Origin of the sequence: Pseudomonas sp. BR20 (genome assembly GCF_050780135.1) — a bacterium.
Lineage (GTDB): Bacteria > Pseudomonadota > Gammaproteobacteria > Pseudomonadales > Pseudomonadaceae > Aquipseudomonas.
In genome coordinates this window covers 6081220-6100594 of the sequence record NZ_CP172012.1, presented here as the reverse complement: position 1 = coordinate 6100594, position 19375 = coordinate 6081220, and the positions used below count along the sequence as shown (strand labels likewise).

Genomic DNA, 19375 nt, shown 5'->3' with positions numbered 1-19375 from the left:
TTGCAACCCCGCACTTTATCCGTGACGGTTGCGCTACAAACCCGCAAAATGCAACGATTCTGGAATAACCCTACGGCATGCCTCACCCGCCTGCCGACAATAACCATCGTTCCAAACAGACCGGGCCTGCTCAATCTATGCGAATGCGCCTTATGTTACTGGGCGGCGGGAATGCCCTCGGGCAGGCGCTGATTCGCCTCGGTGCAGAGGAAGACATCGGTTTCCTCGCCCCCAAACCGCCCAAAGACGGCTGGGATGCCGCGAGCCTCACCCAATTGCTCGACGACACCCGTCCCGATGCGTTGATCAACCTCGCCTACTACTTCGACTGGTTCCAGGCCGAAGCCGTCAGCGAAACCCGCCTGGCCGCCCAGGAGTTCGCCATCGAACGCCTGGCCGAACTGTGCCAGCACCACAATATTACCTTGCTACAACCGTCCAGCTACCGCGTGTTCGATGGCTCCCGCGCCACCGCCTACAGCGAAAAGGACGAGCCGGTACCCCTGGGCCTGCGTGGCCAGGCGTTGTGGCGTATCGAGCAAAGCGTGCGCGCCACTTGCCCGCAGCATGTGCTGTTACGTTTTGGCTGGCTGCTGGATGACAGCGTCGACGGCACCCTTGGGCGCTTCCTGGCCCGGGCGGAAAAACCGGATGAATTGTTGATGGCGGACGATCGTCGCGGCAACCCGACGCCGGTGGACGATGCGGCGCGGGTGATCATCTCGGTGCTCAAGCAACTTGATTGCGCGGCGCCGCTGTGGGGCACTTACCACTATGCCGGGCATGAGGCGACCACGCCGCTGGCGCTGGGCCAGGCGATCCTCACCGAGGCGCGCACCTTTCACCCGCTGGCCATTGAAGCCCCTACCGCCCAGGCCCACGCGGCACGGCCGGATGCGGCAGACGAACCGCAGCATGCGGTGCTGGCCTGCAAGAAAATCCTCCACACCTTCGGCATCAAGCCTCGGGCGTGGCGCGCAGGGCTACCGGCGTTGCTCGATCGGTTCTATCGCCACAGCTGATACAACACAAAGTAAATGTGGGAGGGGGCTTGCTCCCGATAGCAGCGTGTCAGTCAACAGGTTCATGACTGATCCACCGCTATCGGGAGCAAGCCCCCTCCCACATTGGTTATGCAGTGTTGCTTAGAACTTGTAACCGATACCCACCATGTAAACCATCGGGTCCACGTCCACATTGACCTTGGCACGGGTGCCCGGCGCCACGGCATTGTTTTCCACGGTAGCCTTGGTGCTGATGTCGATGTAGCGCGCCTGGGCGTTGATCATCCACTTGTCGTTGATCATGTAGTCCGCGCCGATCTGCGCAGCCCAGCCCCAGGAGTTCTCGGCCTTGAAGTTGCTGAAACCGGCTTCGGAGGCGCGGCTGCCGACGTGTTCGTCGTAGATCCAGGTGTAGTTGATACCGGCGCCTACGTAGGGTTGGAACGGGGATTTGTTGTCCAGTGGGTAGTACACGACGCTCAGGGTTGGCGGCAGGTGTTTCAGCGTACCGAGCTTGCCGTTGGCGGCGCCGAGGGCGGTGCCCTTGATCTTCACGTCGTGCTCGAACGGCGTGGCGGCCAGCAGTTCGATACCGACGTGGCTGGTCAGCATGTAGGCGAAGTTCAAGCCCAATTGGGTGTCGCTGCTCATGGTCGCCTTGCCGCCCAGGTTGGCACCGGCCAATGGGCCCTGGTCAACTTTGACGGTGCCGCTGTCTGCCTTCGGGTTAACGGTGATTGCACCGGCACGAATCAGAATGTCGCCCGCTTCGTGAGCGTGGACGGCAGGGGCGGCGAGGGCGAGCGCGAAGAGCGATGCGCCGAGCAGAGACTTGTTCATAGGAGCTCCAGAGGACGTTTAGAAGTTGTACGTCCAATGGTAAAGATCGTTCCGTTCGGTCTGTTGACTCAGCTCAATGAAAGGACGATCAGCGTTATTCCGGCAGTTCGTAGATATAAATTTTCTCGGCATCCATCTGGTAGCCGGCGTCGGCCAGTTCACTGGTGGACGGTTTGACCTGCATCGCACCCTCGATCCAGTACGGCTGGTAGAGCTCATCGAGCTTCACGCCGAGTTCGCTTTTCACGTGCACGATCTGGTTCGATGGCGGTGGCGGTACGTGGATGCACGCGCCGAAATACGGCACCAGCAAGAACTCGGTGGTGCGGCCTTCTTCGCTGACTTCCAGCGGCACGATATACCCCGGCAGGCGAATATGCTGGCCATCAAGGCTCTGCACTACCGGCGCGTTGGGCAGATCCTGCTTGGCCGCTGGCGCCGCTTCGACGGACAAGGCATCGGCCATGTTCGACAGGTTGTGCAGCGGTTTCATGTTGGGGATTTCCGGCGGCGCGTCCGGCGGGATCATCTCCTGCCAGGACAGGTCCTTGGGCTGGTCCTCCGCCCAGGCGGGCACGGTCACCAGCAGCAATAACGCAAACAGAGCGCGACGCATCGAAGCCTTCCTCATAAACGTATGGACAGGCCATCGGCCAGGGATTGTCGGTAGGCGCGCCAGGCGGGCACGCTGCCCATTAACAGCGCTGCCGCCAGGATACCGGCGAGCAAGGTCCATTCATATTCGCTGGGCCACGACATCGGCAGGTCCAGGCCGTAATTGGCCTGCAAATACCCGCGCGATGCGGCGATGCACACATACAGCAAACCCACGCCTGCGATCACGCCGGACAGGGCCAGGGCGAAGGCTTCGAAGATCAGCAGCGTCGCGATATGCCACGGTCGTGCACCCACCGAACGCAGGATCGCCATTTCGCGGCGGCGTTCGTTGAGGCTGGTGAGGATTGCGGTGAGCATGCCGATCAAGCCGGTCAGCACCACGAACAGCGAGATCACGAACAGGGCCTTTTCGGCGGTGCCCATCATGCTCCATAGCTCTTGCAGCGCCACGCCGGGCAGGATCGCCAGCATTGGCTCGCCACGGAACTCGTTGATCTCCCGCTGCAGGGCGAAGGTGGAGATCTTGTTGTTCAGGCCGAGCATAAAGGCCGTGATGGCTTGCGGGGTGAGGTCCATGTTGCGCGCCTGGTCGGCACTGATGCGGCCTTTGCCCTGGGCCGGTACGCCGTTGTGCCAGTCGATATGGATCGCCTCCATGCCGCCGAGGCTGATATGCAGCGTACGGTCCACCGGCGTGCCGGTGCGCTTGAGGATGCCGACCACGGTGAATGGTTTGTCATCGTGCTTGACCAGGCTGACCACCGCCACACCGTGGGCCAGCACCAGCTTGTCGCCGAGCTTGTAGTGCAGGGCATCGGCGACTTCGGCGCCGAGTACCACTTCGAACGGGTCGGTGGCGAAGGCGCGGCCGCTGGCCAGTTCCAGGTTCTGTTTGCGCCCGTACTGGTAGTGCTCGAAGTACGATTCGTTGGTGCCCATTACGCGGTAGCCGCGATGGGAGTCGCCGAGGGAAATCGGGATCGCCCATTTCACCTGGGGGCTGGCGGCGAAGTGCTCGTAGCTGTCCCAACGAATGTTGTTGGTGGCGTTGCCGATGCGGAACACCGAGTACAGCAGCAGGTTGACCGAACCTGAGCGCGCGCCGACGATCAGGTCGGTGCCGCTGATGGTGCTGGCGAAACTGTTGCGCGCCTCAACGCGCACGCGCTCCACCGCCAGCAGCAGGCACACCGACAGGGCGATGGCGAAGGCGGTGAGGATCGCGGTAAAGCGGCGGTTAGCCAGGCTGGCCATGGCTAGACGAAACAGATACATCTCAAACCTCTGCGGGCGTGGCGGCGCGATTGAGTTCGGCCAGCGACAGGTTGCGGTCGAACAGCGGCGCCAGGCTCTGGTCATGGCTGACAAACAACAGGCTGGCGCCGGCTTCGCGGCATTCGGCGAACAGCAGCCGAATGAAGGCTTCGCGGGCGTCGTAGTCCAGGGCCGAGGTGGGCTCGTCGGCGATCACCAACTCCGGTTGGCCGATCAGCGCACGGGCGGCGGCCACCCGTTGCTGTTGGCCGATGGACAACGAGTCGGCACGGCGCTCCAGCAGGTCTTTGTCCTTCAAGCCCAAGTGCGCCAGCAAGGTCGCGGCGGCCTGGTCGACGCTGCCGTGGCGTTGGATCGCCCGTTGCGCGCGCAGCTTGGAAAAGTGACAGGGCAGCTCGACGTTCTCGCGCACCGACAGGAACGGCAGCAGGTTGAACTGCTGGAAGATATAGCCGGTGTGGTCAACGCGAAAGCGGTCCCGCGCACCGGCCGAGAGTTCGGTCAGCTCCTGGCCGAGCAGGCTGATGCTGCCGCGGCTGGGTTTCTGTACGCCGCCGAGCAGGCCGAGCAAGGTGGTTTTGCCACTGCCGCTCGGCCCCTTGAGAAACAGGGTTTCCCCCGCTTCCAGGCGGAACGCGGGGATGTCCAGTAACTGTGGGTGACCGGGCCAGTTAAAGCCCAGGTCAGACAGTTCGATCAATGCGTGGGTCATGGGGGCTCAGAACTTCAGGGTGGCTGCTGTGGCCGTCGCTTCAACGCCCTGCTGGCCGCTCGGACCGATCAGTTGTACCTGAATTTTCTGGGTCGCGGGGAAGGTCTTGAACACCTGGGTCAGGTCCAGGCTGCCCAGGGCGGCCGGCGTAGCACAGGTGAATTGGTAGTGGGCGTGGATCTCACTGTGATCGTGATGATGCTCGTGGGCGCCGTCTTTGGCGTCGTCATCATGATCATCGTCGTCGTGGTCGGCTTCCGGTTTGTCGCCGAACAGCGGGCTGTTGAGTTCCTGGGTGCTGATCACGCAACCGGCGGCCTTGGGCAGGTTGAACAGGGCCAGAGGGTTCTCCAGCTGTTTGCGTGCGGCGGCGACCTTGGCTTTGTCGGCAGCGCTGGTGGCGACGTGTTCGAAGCCCACCAGGTTCATCGCCGGGCTGTCCAGTTCAAGCTCCAGGGCCTGGCCGTCGAGCACCGCGTTGAGGCGACCGACGCCGTGTTCGTGTGCGCCGAGGCTGCCGTGTTCGTGATCGTGGTCATGCTCGTCGGCGGCGTGAGCGATGGCGAGTGGCAACAGGGCAAACGGCAAAGCAAGCAGCAGACGGCGCATGAGAAGGCTCCAGAAAATGAAATTTATGTTATGTGATCTTATAACAATAGTGCTGAGAGTTTGACCGCCCGCTTGGCGTTGCGCAAGCCACATGGGAGCATGCTTGTCAGAAAAATGCAGGAGTAAGGACGATGTTGCGAATTCGTGGAACCGTTGGCGACCTGCCGGTGGACTTGACCCTGGAACTGGATGACGGCGATTGGACGCGACTCGGCGCACAGTTGCAGGCAACGGCAACGGCAGACGCGGCCGCCGCGCCGGCGGCGCCGGTCAAGCACAATGATGATCTGTGGCAAAGCGCCCAGGACCTGTTGCGCAACGCCGGGCAGCTCAGCGGCCTGGAATTGCTTGATCGGCTGGAAGGTTTGGCGGGGGATGCCGCGGCGGGCAAGCGCCTGTTGGTGCGCCTGCGCCATAGTGCCAAGGTGAAAGTGGCCAGCGGCGGAGATACGCCGCTGTACAGTTGGATCGGCGATTAGTACAACGCGGCGAACAACTTGCGGCGGTACACGGTCACCAGCGGGTGATCATTGCCCAGCAGTTCGAACACCTGCAGCAAGGTCTTGTGCGGCAGGCCTTCGCTGTAGCTGCGGTTGCGAATAAACAGCTTGAGCAAGCCTTCCAGCGCCGCGTCGTATTGCTGGCGCGCCAGTTGCTGGATGGCCAGTTGATAGGCGGCTTCGTCGTCCTGCGGGTTTTGTGCCAGGCGGCTTTTTAACTCGGCGGCGTCCGGCAGGTCGGCGGCCTGGCGCAGGAAGGTGATTTGCGCCTTGGCGCCGGCGAGGGCGGCTTTGTGGTCATCGCTCTTCACCGCATCGAGCACGGTTTGGGCTTCACCCAGCTCACCGCGTTCGGCCAGGCAACGCGCGTACAGAATCAATGCGGCGGCGTTGGTGTTGTCTTCACCCAGCAGCGCCACCAGCACGGCCTCGGCATCGCTGATGCGGCCATCGGCAAACAGCGCCTGGGCCTGCTCCAGCGGGTCAGCTGCAGCCGGTGGCGGCATCTGCACATGCGGCTCCAGCATCGCCCGCACCGCCGACTCCGGCTGCGCCCCGGCAAATCCATCCACCGGCTGGCCATCCTTGAACAGCACCACCGTCGGCAGGCTTTGAATGCCAAAGCGCGCGACGATGTCCTGCTCGGCCTCGCAATCGACCTTGGCCAGCAGCAGCTCGCCCTGATAACTCTGGGCAATCTGCGCCAGCATGGGCATCAACGCCTTGCACGGCGCGCACCACTCGGCCCAGAAATCCACGAGTACGGGTTTTTCGAAGGAGTTTTGGATCACGGCCTGGTCGAAATTGGCGCTGGTGACGTCGAAGATGTACGGCGTGGGCTCACTCATGGGGCGTCTCGAATAAAGCGGGAATGGGGCAACTATAAGGGCTGGCGCCGCGAATGGTACAGGCTCACCTTGCGAAACTCCCAAGGCTCGGCCAAGTCCGGCAATGTCAGCGCATCGAGTATCTCCAGCCGCCGATAAGCCGGGTGCTGGAAGTCCCGCACGCGCGAGTCCGCCACCAGCGCTTCGCGGCCTCGGCTGAGGAAGTGGTCGAGCAACGGCAGGTTGGCGCGGTCGTAGAGCACATCGGCGACCAGGATCAGGTCGAAGCGGTCGGCTTCGGCGAAAAAGTCCGCTGAATAGCTCAGCGCCACACCGTTGAGTTCGGCATTCGCCCGGCAGGACGCTAACGCCAGCGGGTCGAGGTCGCAGGCAACCACTTCCAACGCGCCGGCTTTAACCGCCGCAATCCCGGCCACACCGGAGCCGGCGCCGAAATCCAGCACGCGCTTGCCTTTCACCCATTGCGGGTTCGCCGCCAGATACCGCGCCAGCGCCAAACCACTGGCCCAGCAAAAACTCCAGTAGGGCGGTTCATGCAGGATGCGTCGGGTTTCCTCGGGACTGAAGGCGCGGTCCATGTTGTCCGCATCCAGCAGCCACAATGAAAGCTCGGTGCCCGGCAGCGGGCAGGGCACCAGTTGGGCGTCGCCGATCAGCGCGCTCAGGGCGTGCTGCAAGTCCCACGGTGGCGTCATGGTGCCTTGACGAGTTCCAGGGGGCCGGTGGTCTGGGTGATGGCCTGGGTGATGCGTACGGCGGGCAGGTGCAGGATCAACTGGCCGGATTGGCTGGCACGGCCACGCAATTCAACCCGCGCACCGGCTGGGAACGCCTCGGGGTTGTAGCGCAGGCGGAAGGCCAGGGGCTTGCCGTTGCCGGTCAGTACACTGCTCGCCAGCAGTTGTTGCGGCCGCGAACGGTCATCGATCACCAGCAGCGCCATCTCGACTTCGGCACCGGCCGGCACGTTGGTGAGGCTGCCGCTGATTTCGCGTTGATAGGCGGGCAGGGGGCCGAGGTCTTCAATGCCGGGGACTTTTTTCTCTTGTGCGGGCGTCGGTTGAGGTGCGGCCGGCTTGGGGGCTTCGCTGCTGCAGGCGACCAGGACACTGAACACGGTGAGCAAAACAAGTGGTCGTAACTGCATGTACGGCTCCAGAAAAGGACAAAATCCGTGGCTTGAAATATAAGAAACATATAGGCCTGCCTATATACCGTAAAGGCTATGGCTTGTCTTGCCACAGGGATGCGCTACCATGGCCCTCCCTTTTTTTGTTGCCTGCCACCATGCACTGTCCCTTCTGCGGTGCCAACGACACCAAGGTCATTGACTCGCGTCTGGTCGCCGAGGGCGATCAAGTGCGTCGCCGGCGCGAATGCCTGGCCTCTGGCTGCGGTGAACGTTTCACCACCTTCGAAACCGCCGAACTGGTATTGCCGCGTCTGATCAAGTCCGACGGCAGCCGCCAGCCTTTCGACGAAGAAAAACTGCGCGCCGGTATGCAGCGCGCCCTGGAAAAACGCCCGGTGAGTGTCGAGCGGCTGGAGGCGGCGCTGGCGCATATCAAGCACAAGCTGCGCGCCACCGGCGAGCGCGAGGTCAAGAGCCTGGTGGTTGGAGAGCTGGTGATGGGCGAGCTGCAAAAGCTCGACGAAGTCGCCTATATCCGTTTCGCTTCGGTGTATCGACGCTTCCAGGACCTCAACGAGTTCCGCGAAGAGATCGACCGCCTGGCCCGTGAGCCTGCCAAAGAATGACCCCGCCTTCTGCTGAACAGACTGTCCTCGACGCCCATTACATGGCCCGCGCCCTCGAACTGGCGCGCAACGGCCTGTACACCACCCACCCCAACCCGCGCGTGGGCTGCGTGATTGTCCGCGATGGTCAGGTTGTCGGCGAAGGCTGGCACGTGCGCACCGGCGAACCCCATGCCGAAGTGCATGCCTTGCGGGCTGCCGGTGACAAGGCCCGAGGTGCCACGGCGTACGTAACCCTCGAGCCCTGCAGCCATTACGGCCACACCCCGCCGTGCGCCGATGCGCTGGTGAGTGCCGGGCTGGCGCGGGTGGTCGCGGCGATGCAGGACCCCAACCCGGAAGTCGCCGGGCGCGGCATGCAGCGCCTGGCCCAGGTTGGGATCGAGGTGCGCAGCGGCGTGCTCGAAGGTGAAGCGCGGGCCCTGAATAAGGGCTTCCTCAAGCGTATGGAGCATGGCCTGCCGTTTGTGCGGGTCAAGCTGGCGATGAGCCTGGACGGCCGCACCGCCATGGCCAGCGGCGAAAGCCAATGGATCACCGGCCCCGCCGCCCGCGCCGCCGTGCAGCGCCTGCGCGCCGAGGCCAGCGTGGTGCTGACCGGCGCCGACACCGTATTGGCCGACGGCGCACGCCTGACCGTTCGCGCCGCCGAGCTGGGCCTGGATGCCGAAACCACGGCACTGGCCATGTCGCGTCCGCCGCTGCGCGTGCTGATCGACGGCCGTTTGCGCGTGCCGCTCAACGCACCGTTCTTCAAGGCCGGCCCGGCGCTGGTCATCACCTGCGTCACCGCGGAAAAGCAGTTCCCCCGTGGCCCTGAATGCCTGGTGGTACCGGGCGTGGACGGCCAGGTCGACCTGCGCTCGGCGCTGGTGGCGCTGGCCGCCCGTGGCGTCAACGACGTATTGGTGGAAGCCGGCCCAAGCCTGGCAGGTGCATTTGCCCAGCAAGGCCTGGTGGACGAATACGTGATTTTCGTCGCCGGCAAGTTCCTCGGCTCCGCCGCCCGGCCTTTACTCGACTGGCCGCTTGAGAAACTGGCAGACGCCCCCCAACTCAAGATCACTGAAATGCGCGCTGTAGGCGACGACTGGCGAGTCACTGCCATCCCTGTGCCAGCAGCGAGCGTATAATTCTGACCGGGCGCTCAAGTGCCCGCCCCGTTTTCCAGGAGAAGGCCATGTTCACCGGCATTATCGAATCCATCGGCAGCATTCGCGCCATGACCCCCAAGGGTGGCGACGTGCGCCTGCTGGTTGAAACCGGCAAGCTCGACCTCGGCGACGTCAAGCTGGGCGACAGCATCGCCGTCAGCGGCGTGTGCCTGACCGTCATCGAACTGCCGGGCAACGGCTTTGCCGCCGACGTCAGCCGGGAAACCCTGGACTGCACCGCGATGAACGACCTCAAGGCCGGCAGCCCGGTCAACCTGGAAAAAGCCCTCACCCCGACCACCCGTCTGGGCGGCCACCTGGTCAGCGGCCACGTCGACGGTGTCGGCGAAGTGGTTGCCCGCAGCGAAAATGCGCGTGCCGTGGAGTTCCGCATCCGCGCGCCTAAAGAGCTGGCCAAGTACATCGCCCACAAAGGCTCGATCACCGTCGATGGCACCAGCCTGACCGTGAACGCCGTGAACGGCGCCGAATTTGAACTGACCATTATTCCCCACACCCTGAGCGAAACCATCATGGCGTCCTACCAGCCAGGTCGCCGGGTGAACCTGGAAGTCGACTTGCTTGCCCGTTACCTGGAGCGCCTGCTGCTGGGCGATAAGGCCGCAGAGCCTGCCGCCGGTAACATCACCGAAAGTTTTTTGGCCGCTAACGGCTACCTGAAATCCTGACCAAGGGGGTGCCCTGTGGCGCTCAATAGCATCGAAGAACTGGTTGAAGACATCCGCCAAGGCAAGATGGTCATCCTGATGGATGACGAAGACCGTGAAAACGAAGGCGACATCATCATGGCCGCCGAGGCCTGCAAGCCTGAGCACATCAACTTCATGGCCAAGCACGCCCGTGGGCTGATCTGCATGCCCATGAGCCGAGAGCGCTGCGAGTTGCTCAAGCTGCCGTTGATGGCGCCGCGCAACGGTTCGGGTTTCGGCACCAAGTTCACCGTATCGATTGAAGCGACCACCGGTGTCACCACCGGCATTTCCGCCGCCGACCGTGCCCGCACCGTGCAAGCCGCCGCCGCCAAGGACGCCAAGGCCGAAGACATCGTCAGCCCCGGCCACATCTTCCCGTTGATGGCTCAACCGGGCGGCACCCTCGCTCGCGCCGGCCACACCGAAGCCGCCTGCGACCTGGCGCGCATGGCCGGTTTCGAGCCGAGCGGCGTGATCTGCGAAGTGATGAACGACGACGGCACCATGGCCCGTCGCGCCGAACTCGAAGCCTTTGCCGCCGAACACAACATCAAGGTCGGCACCATTGCCGACCTGATTCACTACCGGATGATCCACGAACGTACCGTTCAGCGGATTGCCGAGCAGCCACTGGACAGCGAACTGGGCCAATTCAATTTGGTGACCTACCGTGATTCGGTGGAAGGTGACGTGCACATGGCCCTCACCCTGGGCACCATCTGCGCCGACGAGCCGACTCTGGTGCGCGTACACAACATGGACCCGCTGCGCGACCTGCTGATGGTCAAGCAACCGGGCCGCTGGAGCCTGCGCGCCGCCATGGCTGCGGTGTCCGAGGCGGGCAGCGGTGTGGTGCTGCTGCTGGGTAACCCGGTGGATGGCGACGTGCTACTCGCGCATATTCGCGAAACCGCCGAGCAGACCCAGGTGAAAACGCCGACCACCTACAGCATCGTCGGTGCCGGTTCGCAGATCCTGCGTGACCTCGGTGTGCGCAAAATGCGCTTGATGAGCGCACCGATGAAATTTAATGCGATATCCGGATTCGATCTGGAAGTTGTAGAATACGTGCCCTCCGAATAAAGGCCGGCGCTTTTTGCCCCTTGTTCGCGGTTAAATCATCACTGAGGGACGCACTTTTCGCGTCCCGGCTCTTTAAGAGATTTGTCGAATGACCCTGAAGACCATCGAAGGTACCTTCATCGCCCCCAAAGGCCGCTATGCCCTGGTGGTTGGCCGCTTCAACAGCTTCGTGGTTGAAAGCCTGGTAAGCGGTGCCGTGGATGCCCTGGTTCGCCACGGTGTGAGCGAGAGCGACATCACTATCATCCGCGCCCCTGGCGCCTTCGAAATTCCACTGGTTGCGCAAAAAGTTGCTCAACAGGGTGAATACGCGGCGATCATCGCCCTGGGCGCGGTCATTCGTGGCGGCACGCCGCACTTCGAATACGTGGCCGGCGAATGCACCAAGGGCCTGGCCCAGGTGTCCATGGAGTTCGGCGTGCCAGTCGCTTTCGGCGTACTGACCGTGGATTCCATCGAGCAAGCCATCGAGCGTTCCGGCACCAAGGCCGGTAACAAAGGCGCTGAAGCTGCCCTGTCCGCGCTGGAAATGGTCAGCCTGCTGTCGCAGTTGGAGGCCAAGTGATTTCCGACGAGAGCGATCGTTTCAACCCACGTGACGAGCGTCCAGCGGACGCCGGCAAACCGTCGAAAAGCGAAAAGCGCCGTGCTGCCCGTCAGCTCGCGACCCAGGCGCTGTACCAGCGTCATATGGCCGGCACTTCGCTGAACGAGATCGAAGCGCAATTTCGCGTCGATAACGACTTCACGTTTGCCGACCAGAGCTACTTCCACGACATCCTGCACGGTGTGCCGGCCAACCTGGACGAGATCGATGCTGCGTTGTCGCCGTGCCTGGACCTGACCCTCGAAGAGCTGGACCCGGTTGAACTGGCTGTACTGCGCCTGTCTACCTGGGAGCTGCTCAAGCGCGTCGACGTGCCGTACCGCGTGGTGATCAACGAAGGCATCGAACTGGCGAAAGTCTACGGTTCGACCGACGGTCACAAGTTCGTCAATGGCGTGCTCGACAAGCTGGCCCCGCGCCTGCGTGAAGCCGAAGTGAAGGCGTACAAGCGCTAACCTGCGCTTGAGTCCTGAATGGGCGAGTTCGAGCTGATCCACAAGTATTTCGCCGCTGCAACGTGTGCGCAGGGCGGCGAGGGCATTGCCTTGGGGATCGGCGACGACTGCGCCTTGCTGGCGCTCCCCGCCGGGGAGCAGTTGGCAATTTCCACCGATACCTTGGTGGCCGGCGTGCACTTTGCCGACCCCTGTGACCCGTTCCTGCTCGGTCAGCGCTCGCTGGCCGTGGCGGTCAGCGACCTGGCCGCCATGGGCGCCCACCCCCTCGCGTTTACCCTCGCACTCACCACGCCGACCGTGGATGCCGATTGGCTGCAACGCTATGCCCAGGGGTTGAACGCCATGGCGCAAAGTTGCGGTGTGGGCCTGGTGGGCGGCGATACCACACGCGGCCCGCTGAGCCTGACCCTGACCGTGTTCGGGCGGGTACCGGCCGGCCAGGCGCTGACGCGCAGCGGTGCGCAGCCGGGTGACCTGCTGTGTGTGGGCGGCGAGTTGGGCAACGCCGCCGGTGCCTTGCCGCTGGTATTGGGGCAGCGCAGCGCCGACGCAACGATTGCCGAACCACTGCTGGCCCATTACTGGTCGCCCCAGCCCCAGTTGGCCTTGGGGCTGGCGCTGCGGGGCAGGGCGACGTCTGCGATGGATATCTCCGACGGGCTTCTGGCTGATTGCGGGCATATCGCCAAGGCCTCGGCTGTCAGCCTGTTGATCGAGCGCCAGGCGCTGCCGTTGTCCAAGGCCTTGCTGGCGTTTGTCGGGGATGACGCGGCGCGGGTGGCCGCACTCAGCGGTGGCGACGACTACGTACTGGCGTTCACCCTGCCGCCCCTGGAACTTGCGCCATTGCTGGCCGGCGGCTGGCCGATCCACGTGATCGGCCGGGTCGAGGCGGGGCAGGGTGTCACGTTGCTCGACACCAACGGGCAGGACATCACCCCGGTCGTACGTGGCTATCAGCACTTTCGCGAGACGCCCTGAATAGGCTGCCGCGCTCCTACATAGAATCAACACAAAGGCCAATCAAACCGATTGATCTTTATCAGCGATAATTCAGCTTAAGCGTCTGTAGGAACGTGCTGTTACAATGGCCGCCTTTGTAAAAACTGAAATCAGGAGCACACGGTGCCCGTCGTTTTCGTCGCTGCTTCCAAGCTGCCTACCCCTTTTGCCACGTTCACCATGAGCGGCTTTCTCGAAGAAGCCACCGGGCGCGAACACGTTGTGCTCAGCCTGGGCGACATCGCCGATGGCGCACCGGTTCTCGGTCGTGTGCATTCCGAGTGCCTGACCGGCGACGCGCTGTTCAGCCAGCGCTGTGACTGCGGCTCGCAACTGGAAGCCGCGATGCGCGCCATCGCCCGTGAAGGCCGTGGTGTGCTGCTGTATTTGCGTCAGGAAGGCCGTGGTATTGGCCTGCTGAACAAGATCCGTGCCTACGAGCTGCAAGACGGCGGTGCCGATACCGTCGAGGCCAATGAGCGCCTGGGTTTCGCTGCCGACCAGCGTGACTACGCGATCTGCCTGCCGATGCTGGAGCACCTGGGTGTGAAATCCCTGCGCCTGATGACCAATAACCCGCGCAAGGTCAAAGCCTTGACCGAGATGGGCATCACCGTGGCCGAGCGTGTGCCGCTGCACACCGGGCACAACCCGCACAACAAACTCTACCTGGCGACCAAGGCCAGCAAGCTCGACCACATGATGGGCAACGAGCATCAGGGCGAGGTCGACCGCGCGTGACCCGGGGCCAGGTGAAGCGGCGACTGTCCTTCAGTTGGTGGCAGTACCTGGCCCTGGCGCTGCTCCCGCTGTTCGTGATCAACCTGGTGTTTGGCCAGGCCGAGCCCATGCTGCCGGTGCTGGCCATGCCGTTCTTTATCGCCGGCGTGGCGTCGATGTTCCTCAGCCTGCGCTACTTCCATGGCTATAAACACGCCCTGATCGCCACCTCCAAAGCCCTTGATACTGCGGAAGAACCGGCTGCCTGGATCACCCTGGCGGCCCGTCGGCGTACGGCCTTGATGGTGGCTGCCGTACCGGCGTGGGTGGGTGCCCTGGCGGTGTTCGTTGGCCTGGAAGCGGTGCCGCTTTTCCTGCTGGCGCTGTCGACGATGGTGTTGTTTTACCTCTACCGCATTCCTCGTCAGTTGGGATGATGCGCTGCTGGCTGGCGATTCTGCTGCTGGCATTCAGTGCCCAGGGCCTGGCGGTCGAACGTGTCGTCAGTCTGGCGCCTTCACTTTCTGAAATCGTGGCTGAGCTGGGTGCTGCCGACCTGCTGGTGGGCGTGCTCGATAGCGGTGAGCGGCCAGCGGCGCTGGCGAACGTGCCGTCGGTTGGGCGTTATGGGCAACTGGACATGGAGCGCCTGTTCAGCCTCAGGCCCGACCTGATCCTGCTCTGGCCCGGCAGCGTCGGCCCCGCCCAGCGCGAGCAGCTGCAGCGCCTGAATATCCCGGTGTACGTCGCCGAACCCCATAGCCTTGAACAAATGACCACCCAGGTCCAGGCCATCGCCGAGCAACTGGGCCGTGCCGACGCCGGCCGGCAATTGGCTGCGCAACTGCGCCAGCGCCTGGCGCAGTTGCGTCAGCGTTATCAACGTGCCGAACCGTTGCGGGTGTTCTATCAGGTGTGGAATCAGCCGCTGTACACCGTGGGCGGTGGCCAGATCATCAGCGACGCGCTGAGCGTGTGCGGTGCGCGCAACGTGTTTGACGACCTGAAGCTACCCGCGCCACAGGTCAGCATCGAGTCGGTATTGCAACGTAATCCCGAGATGATTCTGGTAGGCGATCAGGCGCAGAAGGAGGCCTGGAAGGCCTGGCCAACCATGGCGGAGCGGGTGCGGCTGGTTCCGGACAAAGGCCTGGAACGGCCCAGCGGGCAGATGCTGGAAGCGCTGGCGCGGCTATGTCAGGTGATTGCTCCCAGCCGTTGAGAGCGCTATCGGGAGCATAGATATCTACACAACGTTGGTTCAACGTTGAGCGCCCGGCAGATAGGGCTGTTGTGGCGAGCGGGCTTGTCCCGCGTTGGGCTGCGTAGCGGCCCCAGTAAAGAAGAGCGCAGTGTATCAGGCACTCTGTAGAGGCTGGTTTTGGGGCTGCTTCGCAGCCCAACGCGGGACAAGCCCGCTCGCCACAGGGGGATTTGTCAGGGGCTGAAAAGTTGTATAGATACCCATGCCCCGATGAGACATTCCAGGCGACAATCAGATTTCAGGTGTCCACGTCACGCCAAACATCCACACCCGGCCTTCTTCACGGTAATCGTGATTGTTGACGAATGCCGGATCGTCGTAGCTGTAGCGCGCCCGCGCATAGGACTTGTCCAGCAGGTTATCGACCTTCAGCGACAACGCTACTTCCCGCGTCACCGCCCAACTGCCACGCAGCCCGAGCAACCCATAGCCGCCCAGGCGGTGGGTGTTGTCTTCATCGTCATAGCTGTGGCTGATCGCCTGCCAACTGGCGCCCACGCCCACCTGATCGAATTGCCGGTCCAGGTCCAGGCTCAACGTGCGCCGCGCCCGGCGGGCCAGGGTGTGACCACTGTCGCGGTCGCGCGGGTCGATGAGCGACAGCCCGAGGTTTCCTTGCCAGCCGAACAGGTCCTGCTTGAGCGCCGTCTCAAAACCGTTGATGCGTGCCGAGGCCACATTCTGTGGCTTGCCGGTTTGGTCGAGAATGATCGCATCGCTCAAATCGGTGCGGTACAGCGAGGCCTCCAGGCGCGTGCTGTCACTCAACTGGCTGCGCCACTGCAGTTCGTAGCTCTTTGAGGTTTCGGGCTGCAGGTTGGGGTTGCTGTACTTCGTGTCCGGGTAATAGAGGTCGTTGAAGGTCGGCGCGCGGAAGCCTTCGCTGTAGCTCAGCAGCAGGTCATTGTCGGGGTTGACCGGCAAGGTCAGGGTGCCGCTCCAGCTGTTCTGGCTGCCGAACTGCTGGTTCTGGTCGTGACGCAGGCCCAGTTCGGTGGAAAACCACTCGCTGTGAAAACGATGCTGCACAAAGGCGGCGCGGTTCCAGCGGCTGTTTTCGGTAAACGTGGTGGAACCGTGAAAGCGGTCTTCGTACCAGTCGCCGCCCAGGATCAGGCTGTTCTGGTCATCCAGGGTCAGATCGTTCTGCCAGTTGACCGAGTCACGGTAGGTGTTGAATACGCTGAAATCATCGCTGAGGGTGTCGCGCTTGGTATCGCGATTCTCGCTGTGGCCCAGCTCCAGGCGCGATTGCCAGTGCTCATTGAGCGTGGCGTCGACATAGCCGCTGGCGCTACTCACGGCGTAGTCGGTGTAGGGTTTCTGGCCGACGGTTTGCCTGGTGACGGGGTCGTAGCGGCCGAAGCTGTTGTCATACTCCGACTTGCCGCGGTTATCCAACAGATGGAAGCCCACCTCCAGCTCATCGCTGAGGGAATGGCTGAGGTTCAGGCTCACGGACTGGTTGCGATAAGCATCATGGTCGCCGTCGCTGGGGAACGACTGGTGGGTTGAGTTGATGCCGGCGGTTTCATCCAGGCTCGCGCCCAGGTTGAAGCGTGTCTGTTCGTCACCACCCGAAAGGCCGAGGCTGCGCTGCCAGGTGTTATGGCTGCCGAAGCCCAGTTTCACCCGCGGTTGCACGCCCTGCTCGGCATTGCGCCGGGTGAATACCTGGATCACCCCGCCGATCGCGTCACTGCCGTAGATCACCGAGCGCGAGCCGCGCAGTACTTCCACGCGCTCAATCTGGTCGACGTTGAGGTATTGCAGGCCGCTGTCGCCGGATGTGGTGTTGGCGATACGTTGGCCGTCTACCAGCACCAAGCTTTGGGCGGACTTGGTGCCCCGCAGGTAGATGCCCGGCAAACTGCCACGGCCACCGGAGGGTGCGACTTGTACACCGGGCACACGGCTGAGCAGGTCGGTGAGGCTGGTGGGTTGCAGGCGGTCGATGTCGTCGCGGGTGAACACGGTGTTGGCGGCGCTGCTGTCGTTGCGTGCCTGGACCTGGCGGTTGGCGCTGATGACCACGTCGGGGAGTTTCAGGGCGTTGTCGCGGGTGTCGGCGAGCAATTCAGGGGAGGGCAGAAGCAGCAGGGCAAGGTACAGGTGTTTCATGGGCTGTCCACAGCGCTTGAGGATGGCGCAAATCAAATGTGGGAGGGGGCAAGTCGAACCGCCCCTCCCACCTGTTGGTCCCGCTTTCTACAGGCCCAGCAGCGCTAGGCGCTCGCGCACCGAAGCCTCGATCCCCGCTTCATCCAACCCGCACTCAGCCAGCATCTGCGCCGGCTTGGCGTGTTCGACGTACGCATCCGGCAAGCCCAGGTGCAGCACCGACTTGAGGATATTCTCCCGCGCCAGGAACTCACTGACTGCCGCACCGGCACCGCCCATGATGGCGTTTTCTTCAACGGTCACCAGCAGCTCATGACTGGCAGCGATTTCGCGTACCAGGGCTTCATCCAGCGGCTTGACGAAGCGCATGTCGACCACGGTGGCGTCGATCTTCTCGGCCACCTTGAGCGCTTCGGCCAATTGCACGCCAAACACCAGGAATGCAGCCTTGCTGCCCTGGCGACGCACAATGCCCTTGCCGATTTCGATAGGCTCCAGGTCCTTCTCGATCATCGCATTCGGGCCGTTGCCCCGTGGATAACGCACGGCGGCCGGGCCGTTATACAGGTGGCCGGTGCTGAGCATTTTGCGCAGTTCGTTTTCGTCGCTCGGCGTCATCACCAGCATGCCGGGGATGCAACGCAAGTAGGACAAGTCGAAGCTGCCCGCGTGAGTCGGGCCGTCTTCGCCGACTAAGCCGGCGCGGTCGATGGCAAACAGCACGTCGAGGTTCTGCACCGCGACGTCATGCACCAACTGGTCATAACCGCGCTGCAGGAACGTGGAGTAGATCGCCACGACCGGCTTGGCGCCTTCGCAGGCCATACCGGCCGCGAACGTGACAGCGTGCTGCTCGGCAATGGCCACGTCGAAATAGCGCAGCGGGAAACGCTCGCTGAACGCCACCAGGTCGGAGCCTTCCTTCATCGCCGGGGTAATGCCCACCAGGCGCGGGTCGGCGGTGGCCATGTCGCACAGCCATTCGCCGAACACGCCGGAGTACTTCGGCCCGCTGGCTTTTTTCGGCGCAGCGGCGGGAGCGTCCACCGGTTCGAGCTTGGTGATCGCGTGGTAGCCGATCGGGTCGACTTCCGCCGGCGCGAAGCCTTTGCCTTTCTTGGTGACGATATGCAGGAACTGCGGGCCCTTGAGGTCGCGCATGTTACGCAGCGTGGCAATCAGGGTCGGCAGGTCATGGCCGTCGATGGGGCCGATGTAGTTCCAGCCCAGTTCTTCGAACAGCGTGCCGGGGACCAGCATGCCCTTGGCATATTCTTCGGTACGCCGGGCAATTTCCCACGCGCCGGGCAGACGCGAGAGCACCTTCTTGCTGCCTTCGCGCATGCTGGCATAGGTGCGGCTGGAGAGAATCTTGGCCAGGTAATTGGATAGGCCACCGACATTGCGCGAGATCGACATGTCGTTGTCGTTGAGGATCACCAACATGTTGGCGTCCACTTCCGGCGCATGGTTCAGTGCTTCGAAGGCCATGCCGGCGGTCAGCGCGCCATCACCGATCACGGCAATCGCCTTGCGGTCGCTGCCTTGCAGGCGGGCGGCAATTGCCATGCCCAGCGCTGCGCTGATCGAGGTGCTGGAGTGGCCGACGCCAAAGGTGTCGTACTCGCTTTCGGAGCGGCGCGGGAAGGCGGCAACACCGTCCTTCTGACGGAGAGTCGCCATGCGCTCGCGGCGGCCCGTGAGGATCTTGTGCGGATACGCCTGATGGCCCACGTCCCACACCAGCCGGTCATCCGGGGTGTCGAACACGTAGTGCAACGCGATGGTCAGCTCGATGACGCCCAGGCCGGCACCGAAATGCCCACCGGTCTGGCCGACCGTGTAGAGCAATTCCAGGCGCAACTCATCGGCCAGGGTTTCCAGCTCGGCTTCACCCAGACGACGCAGGCCGTCCGGCGTGACAGCACGGTCGAGCAGGGGCGTGGACGGGCGCTTGCGGGGAATCTCTTGAAACGTCGTGGGCATCAGGCGAATCGTTATAGGTATAGAAGAGGCGGCAGTTTACCTCAAGCATCGCAAACTGCCCACGCAGAGCGCCGAACTTGGCCGATATGCGGCTGCAATGGCC

The 19375-nt window shown here is 63.1% G+C and carries 22 protein-coding genes; 12 read left to right on the top strand and 10 right to left on the bottom strand.

The annotated features are described in order from the left end of the window. Positions 1–137: 137 nt before the first annotated feature. A complete protein-coding gene (locus tag ACHPFG_RS28125; RefSeq protein WP_431701038.1) occupies positions 138–1022 on the top strand; it encodes a sugar nucleotide-binding protein in 885 nt (294 codons plus the stop codon). A gap of 123 nt (positions 1023–1145) precedes the next feature. On the opposite strand, the gene ACHPFG_RS28120 is transcribed toward ACHPFG_RS28125, so the two are convergent. The 5 genes from ACHPFG_RS28120 to ACHPFG_RS28100 form a co-directional block, all read right to left on the bottom strand. After that, positions 1146–1844 (bottom strand): OmpW/AlkL family protein, encoded by a 699-nt coding sequence (locus ACHPFG_RS28120; protein ID WP_431701037.1) that lies wholly within the window; start codon positions 1842–1844, stop codon positions 1146–1148. Between the two features lie 94 nt (positions 1845–1938). Beyond that, the gene (locus ACHPFG_RS28115; protein WP_431701036.1) at positions 1939–2460 is read right to left on the bottom strand and encodes a DUF3299 domain-containing protein; all 522 of its coding nucleotides are present in this window, start codon (positions 2458–2460) and stop codon (positions 1939–1941) included. An 11-nt stretch (positions 2461–2471) separates the two neighbouring features. Next, positions 2472–3737 (bottom strand): ABC transporter permease, encoded by a 1266-nt coding sequence (locus ACHPFG_RS28110; protein WP_027605183.1) that lies wholly within the window; start codon positions 3735–3737, stop codon positions 2472–2474. A 1-nt stretch (position 3738) separates the two neighbouring features. Next, positions 3739–4449, bottom strand: coding sequence for an ABC transporter ATP-binding protein (locus ACHPFG_RS28105; RefSeq protein ID WP_431701035.1), 711 nt, complete (start codon positions 4447–4449; stop codon positions 3739–3741). Positions 4450–4455: 6 nt separating this feature from the next. Beyond that, positions 4456–5058: a DUF2796 domain-containing protein gene (locus tag ACHPFG_RS28100; RefSeq protein ID WP_431701034.1), complete on the bottom strand. Its 603-nt coding sequence runs from the start codon at positions 5056–5058 to the stop codon at positions 4456–4458. 131 nt (positions 5059–5189) lie between these two features. Between ACHPFG_RS28100 and ACHPFG_RS28095 the strand changes: the two genes are divergently transcribed. Next, a complete protein-coding gene (locus tag ACHPFG_RS28095) occupies positions 5190–5537 on the top strand; it encodes a hypothetical protein (protein WP_431701033.1) in 348 nt (115 codons plus the stop codon). On the opposite strand, the gene trxA is transcribed toward ACHPFG_RS28095, so the two are convergent. Genes trxA through ACHPFG_RS28080 form a run of 3 tightly spaced genes read right to left on the bottom strand, consistent with a single transcriptional unit; the run spans position 5534 to position 7553 of the window. Beyond that, a complete protein-coding gene (gene trxA, locus ACHPFG_RS28090) occupies positions 5534–6406 on the bottom strand; it encodes a thioredoxin (RefSeq protein WP_431701032.1) in 873 nt (290 codons plus the stop codon). The two genes, ACHPFG_RS28095 and trxA, sit on opposite strands and share 4 nt — an antisense overlap. Positions 6407–6438: 32 nt before the next feature. Then, on the bottom strand, positions 6439–7101 hold the full coding sequence (locus ACHPFG_RS28085; protein WP_259244899.1) for a class I SAM-dependent methyltransferase: 663 nt from the start codon (positions 7099–7101) through the stop codon (positions 6439–6441). Next, the gene (locus ACHPFG_RS28080) at positions 7098–7553 is read right to left on the bottom strand and encodes a YbaY family lipoprotein (RefSeq protein ID WP_027605189.1); all 456 of its coding nucleotides are present in this window, start codon (positions 7551–7553) and stop codon (positions 7098–7100) included. The genes ACHPFG_RS28085 and ACHPFG_RS28080 overlap by 4 nt, the downstream gene beginning before the upstream one ends. A 140-nt stretch (positions 7554–7693) precedes the next feature. On the opposite strand from ACHPFG_RS28080, the gene nrdR reads away from it, so the two are divergent. The 10 genes from nrdR (at position 7694) to ACHPFG_RS28030 (ending at position 15123) form a co-directional block, all read left to right on the top strand. After that, complete coding sequence (nrdR, locus tag ACHPFG_RS28075) at positions 7694–8164, top strand: transcriptional regulator NrdR (RefSeq protein WP_167656713.1); 471 nt, start codon at positions 7694–7696, stop codon at positions 8162–8164. Continuing rightward, positions 8161–9297 carry a bifunctional diaminohydroxyphosphoribosylaminopyrimidine deaminase/5-amino-6-(5-phosphoribosylamino)uracil reductase RibD gene (gene ribD, locus ACHPFG_RS28070; protein WP_431701031.1) on the top strand — a complete coding sequence of 379 codons (1137 nt, stop codon included), beginning with the start codon at positions 8161–8163 and terminating at the stop codon, positions 9295–9297. The genes nrdR and ribD overlap by 4 nt, the downstream gene beginning before the upstream one ends. A 47-nt stretch (positions 9298–9344) precedes the next feature. Then, positions 9345–10007 (top strand): riboflavin synthase, encoded by a 663-nt coding sequence (locus tag ACHPFG_RS28065; protein ID WP_029299435.1) that lies wholly within the window; start codon positions 9345–9347, stop codon positions 10005–10007. Positions 10008–10022: 15 nt separating this feature from the next. After that, positions 10023–11114, top strand: a complete 1092-nt coding sequence (gene ribBA, locus ACHPFG_RS28060) for a bifunctional 3,4-dihydroxy-2-butanone-4-phosphate synthase/GTP cyclohydrolase II (protein ID WP_003176357.1) — start codon at positions 10023–10025, stop codon at positions 11112–11114. Between the two features lie 88 nt (positions 11115–11202). Beyond that, positions 11203–11679, top strand: a complete 477-nt coding sequence (gene ribH / locus ACHPFG_RS28055) for a 6,7-dimethyl-8-ribityllumazine synthase (RefSeq protein WP_003176356.1) — start codon at positions 11203–11205, stop codon at positions 11677–11679. Then, positions 11676–12176, top strand: a complete 501-nt coding sequence (nusB, locus tag ACHPFG_RS28050; protein WP_053138236.1) for a transcription antitermination factor NusB — start codon at positions 11676–11678, stop codon at positions 12174–12176. The genes ribH and nusB overlap by 4 nt, the downstream gene beginning before the upstream one ends. An 18-nt stretch (positions 12177–12194) precedes the next feature. Beyond that, complete coding sequence (gene thiL / locus ACHPFG_RS28045; protein ID WP_431701030.1) at positions 12195–13160, top strand: thiamine-phosphate kinase; 966 nt, start codon at positions 12195–12197, stop codon at positions 13158–13160. A 144-nt stretch (positions 13161–13304) separates the two neighbouring features. Beyond that, entirely contained in the window at positions 13305–13922 is a 618-nt protein-coding gene (gene ribA, locus ACHPFG_RS28040) for a GTP cyclohydrolase II (protein ID WP_065924905.1), read from the top strand. Beyond that, the gene (locus ACHPFG_RS28035; protein ID WP_131700315.1) at positions 13919–14338 is read left to right on the top strand and encodes a nuclear fragile X mental retardation-interacting protein 1; all 420 of its coding nucleotides are present in this window, start codon (positions 13919–13921) and stop codon (positions 14336–14338) included. The genes ribA and ACHPFG_RS28035 overlap by 4 nt, the downstream gene beginning before the upstream one ends. Beyond that, a complete protein-coding gene (locus tag ACHPFG_RS28030; protein ID WP_431701029.1) occupies positions 14335–15123 on the top strand; it encodes a cobalamin-binding protein in 789 nt (262 codons plus the stop codon). Before ACHPFG_RS28035 ends, ACHPFG_RS28030 begins: the two co-directional genes overlap by 4 nt. A 273-nt stretch (positions 15124–15396) precedes the next feature. Here ACHPFG_RS28030 and ACHPFG_RS28025 read toward each other — a convergent pair whose 3' ends face one another. Together ACHPFG_RS28025 and dxs are read right to left on the bottom strand one after the other, a co-directional pair. After that, the gene (locus ACHPFG_RS28025) at positions 15397–17286 is read right to left on the bottom strand and encodes a TonB-dependent receptor domain-containing protein (protein WP_431701028.1); all 1890 of its coding nucleotides are present in this window, start codon (positions 17284–17286) and stop codon (positions 15397–15399) included. An 87-nt stretch (positions 17287–17373) separates the two neighbouring features. Continuing rightward, a complete protein-coding gene (dxs, locus tag ACHPFG_RS28020; protein WP_431701027.1) occupies positions 17374–19272 on the bottom strand; it encodes a 1-deoxy-D-xylulose-5-phosphate synthase in 1899 nt (632 codons plus the stop codon). Positions 19273–19375: the final 103 nt, after the last annotated feature.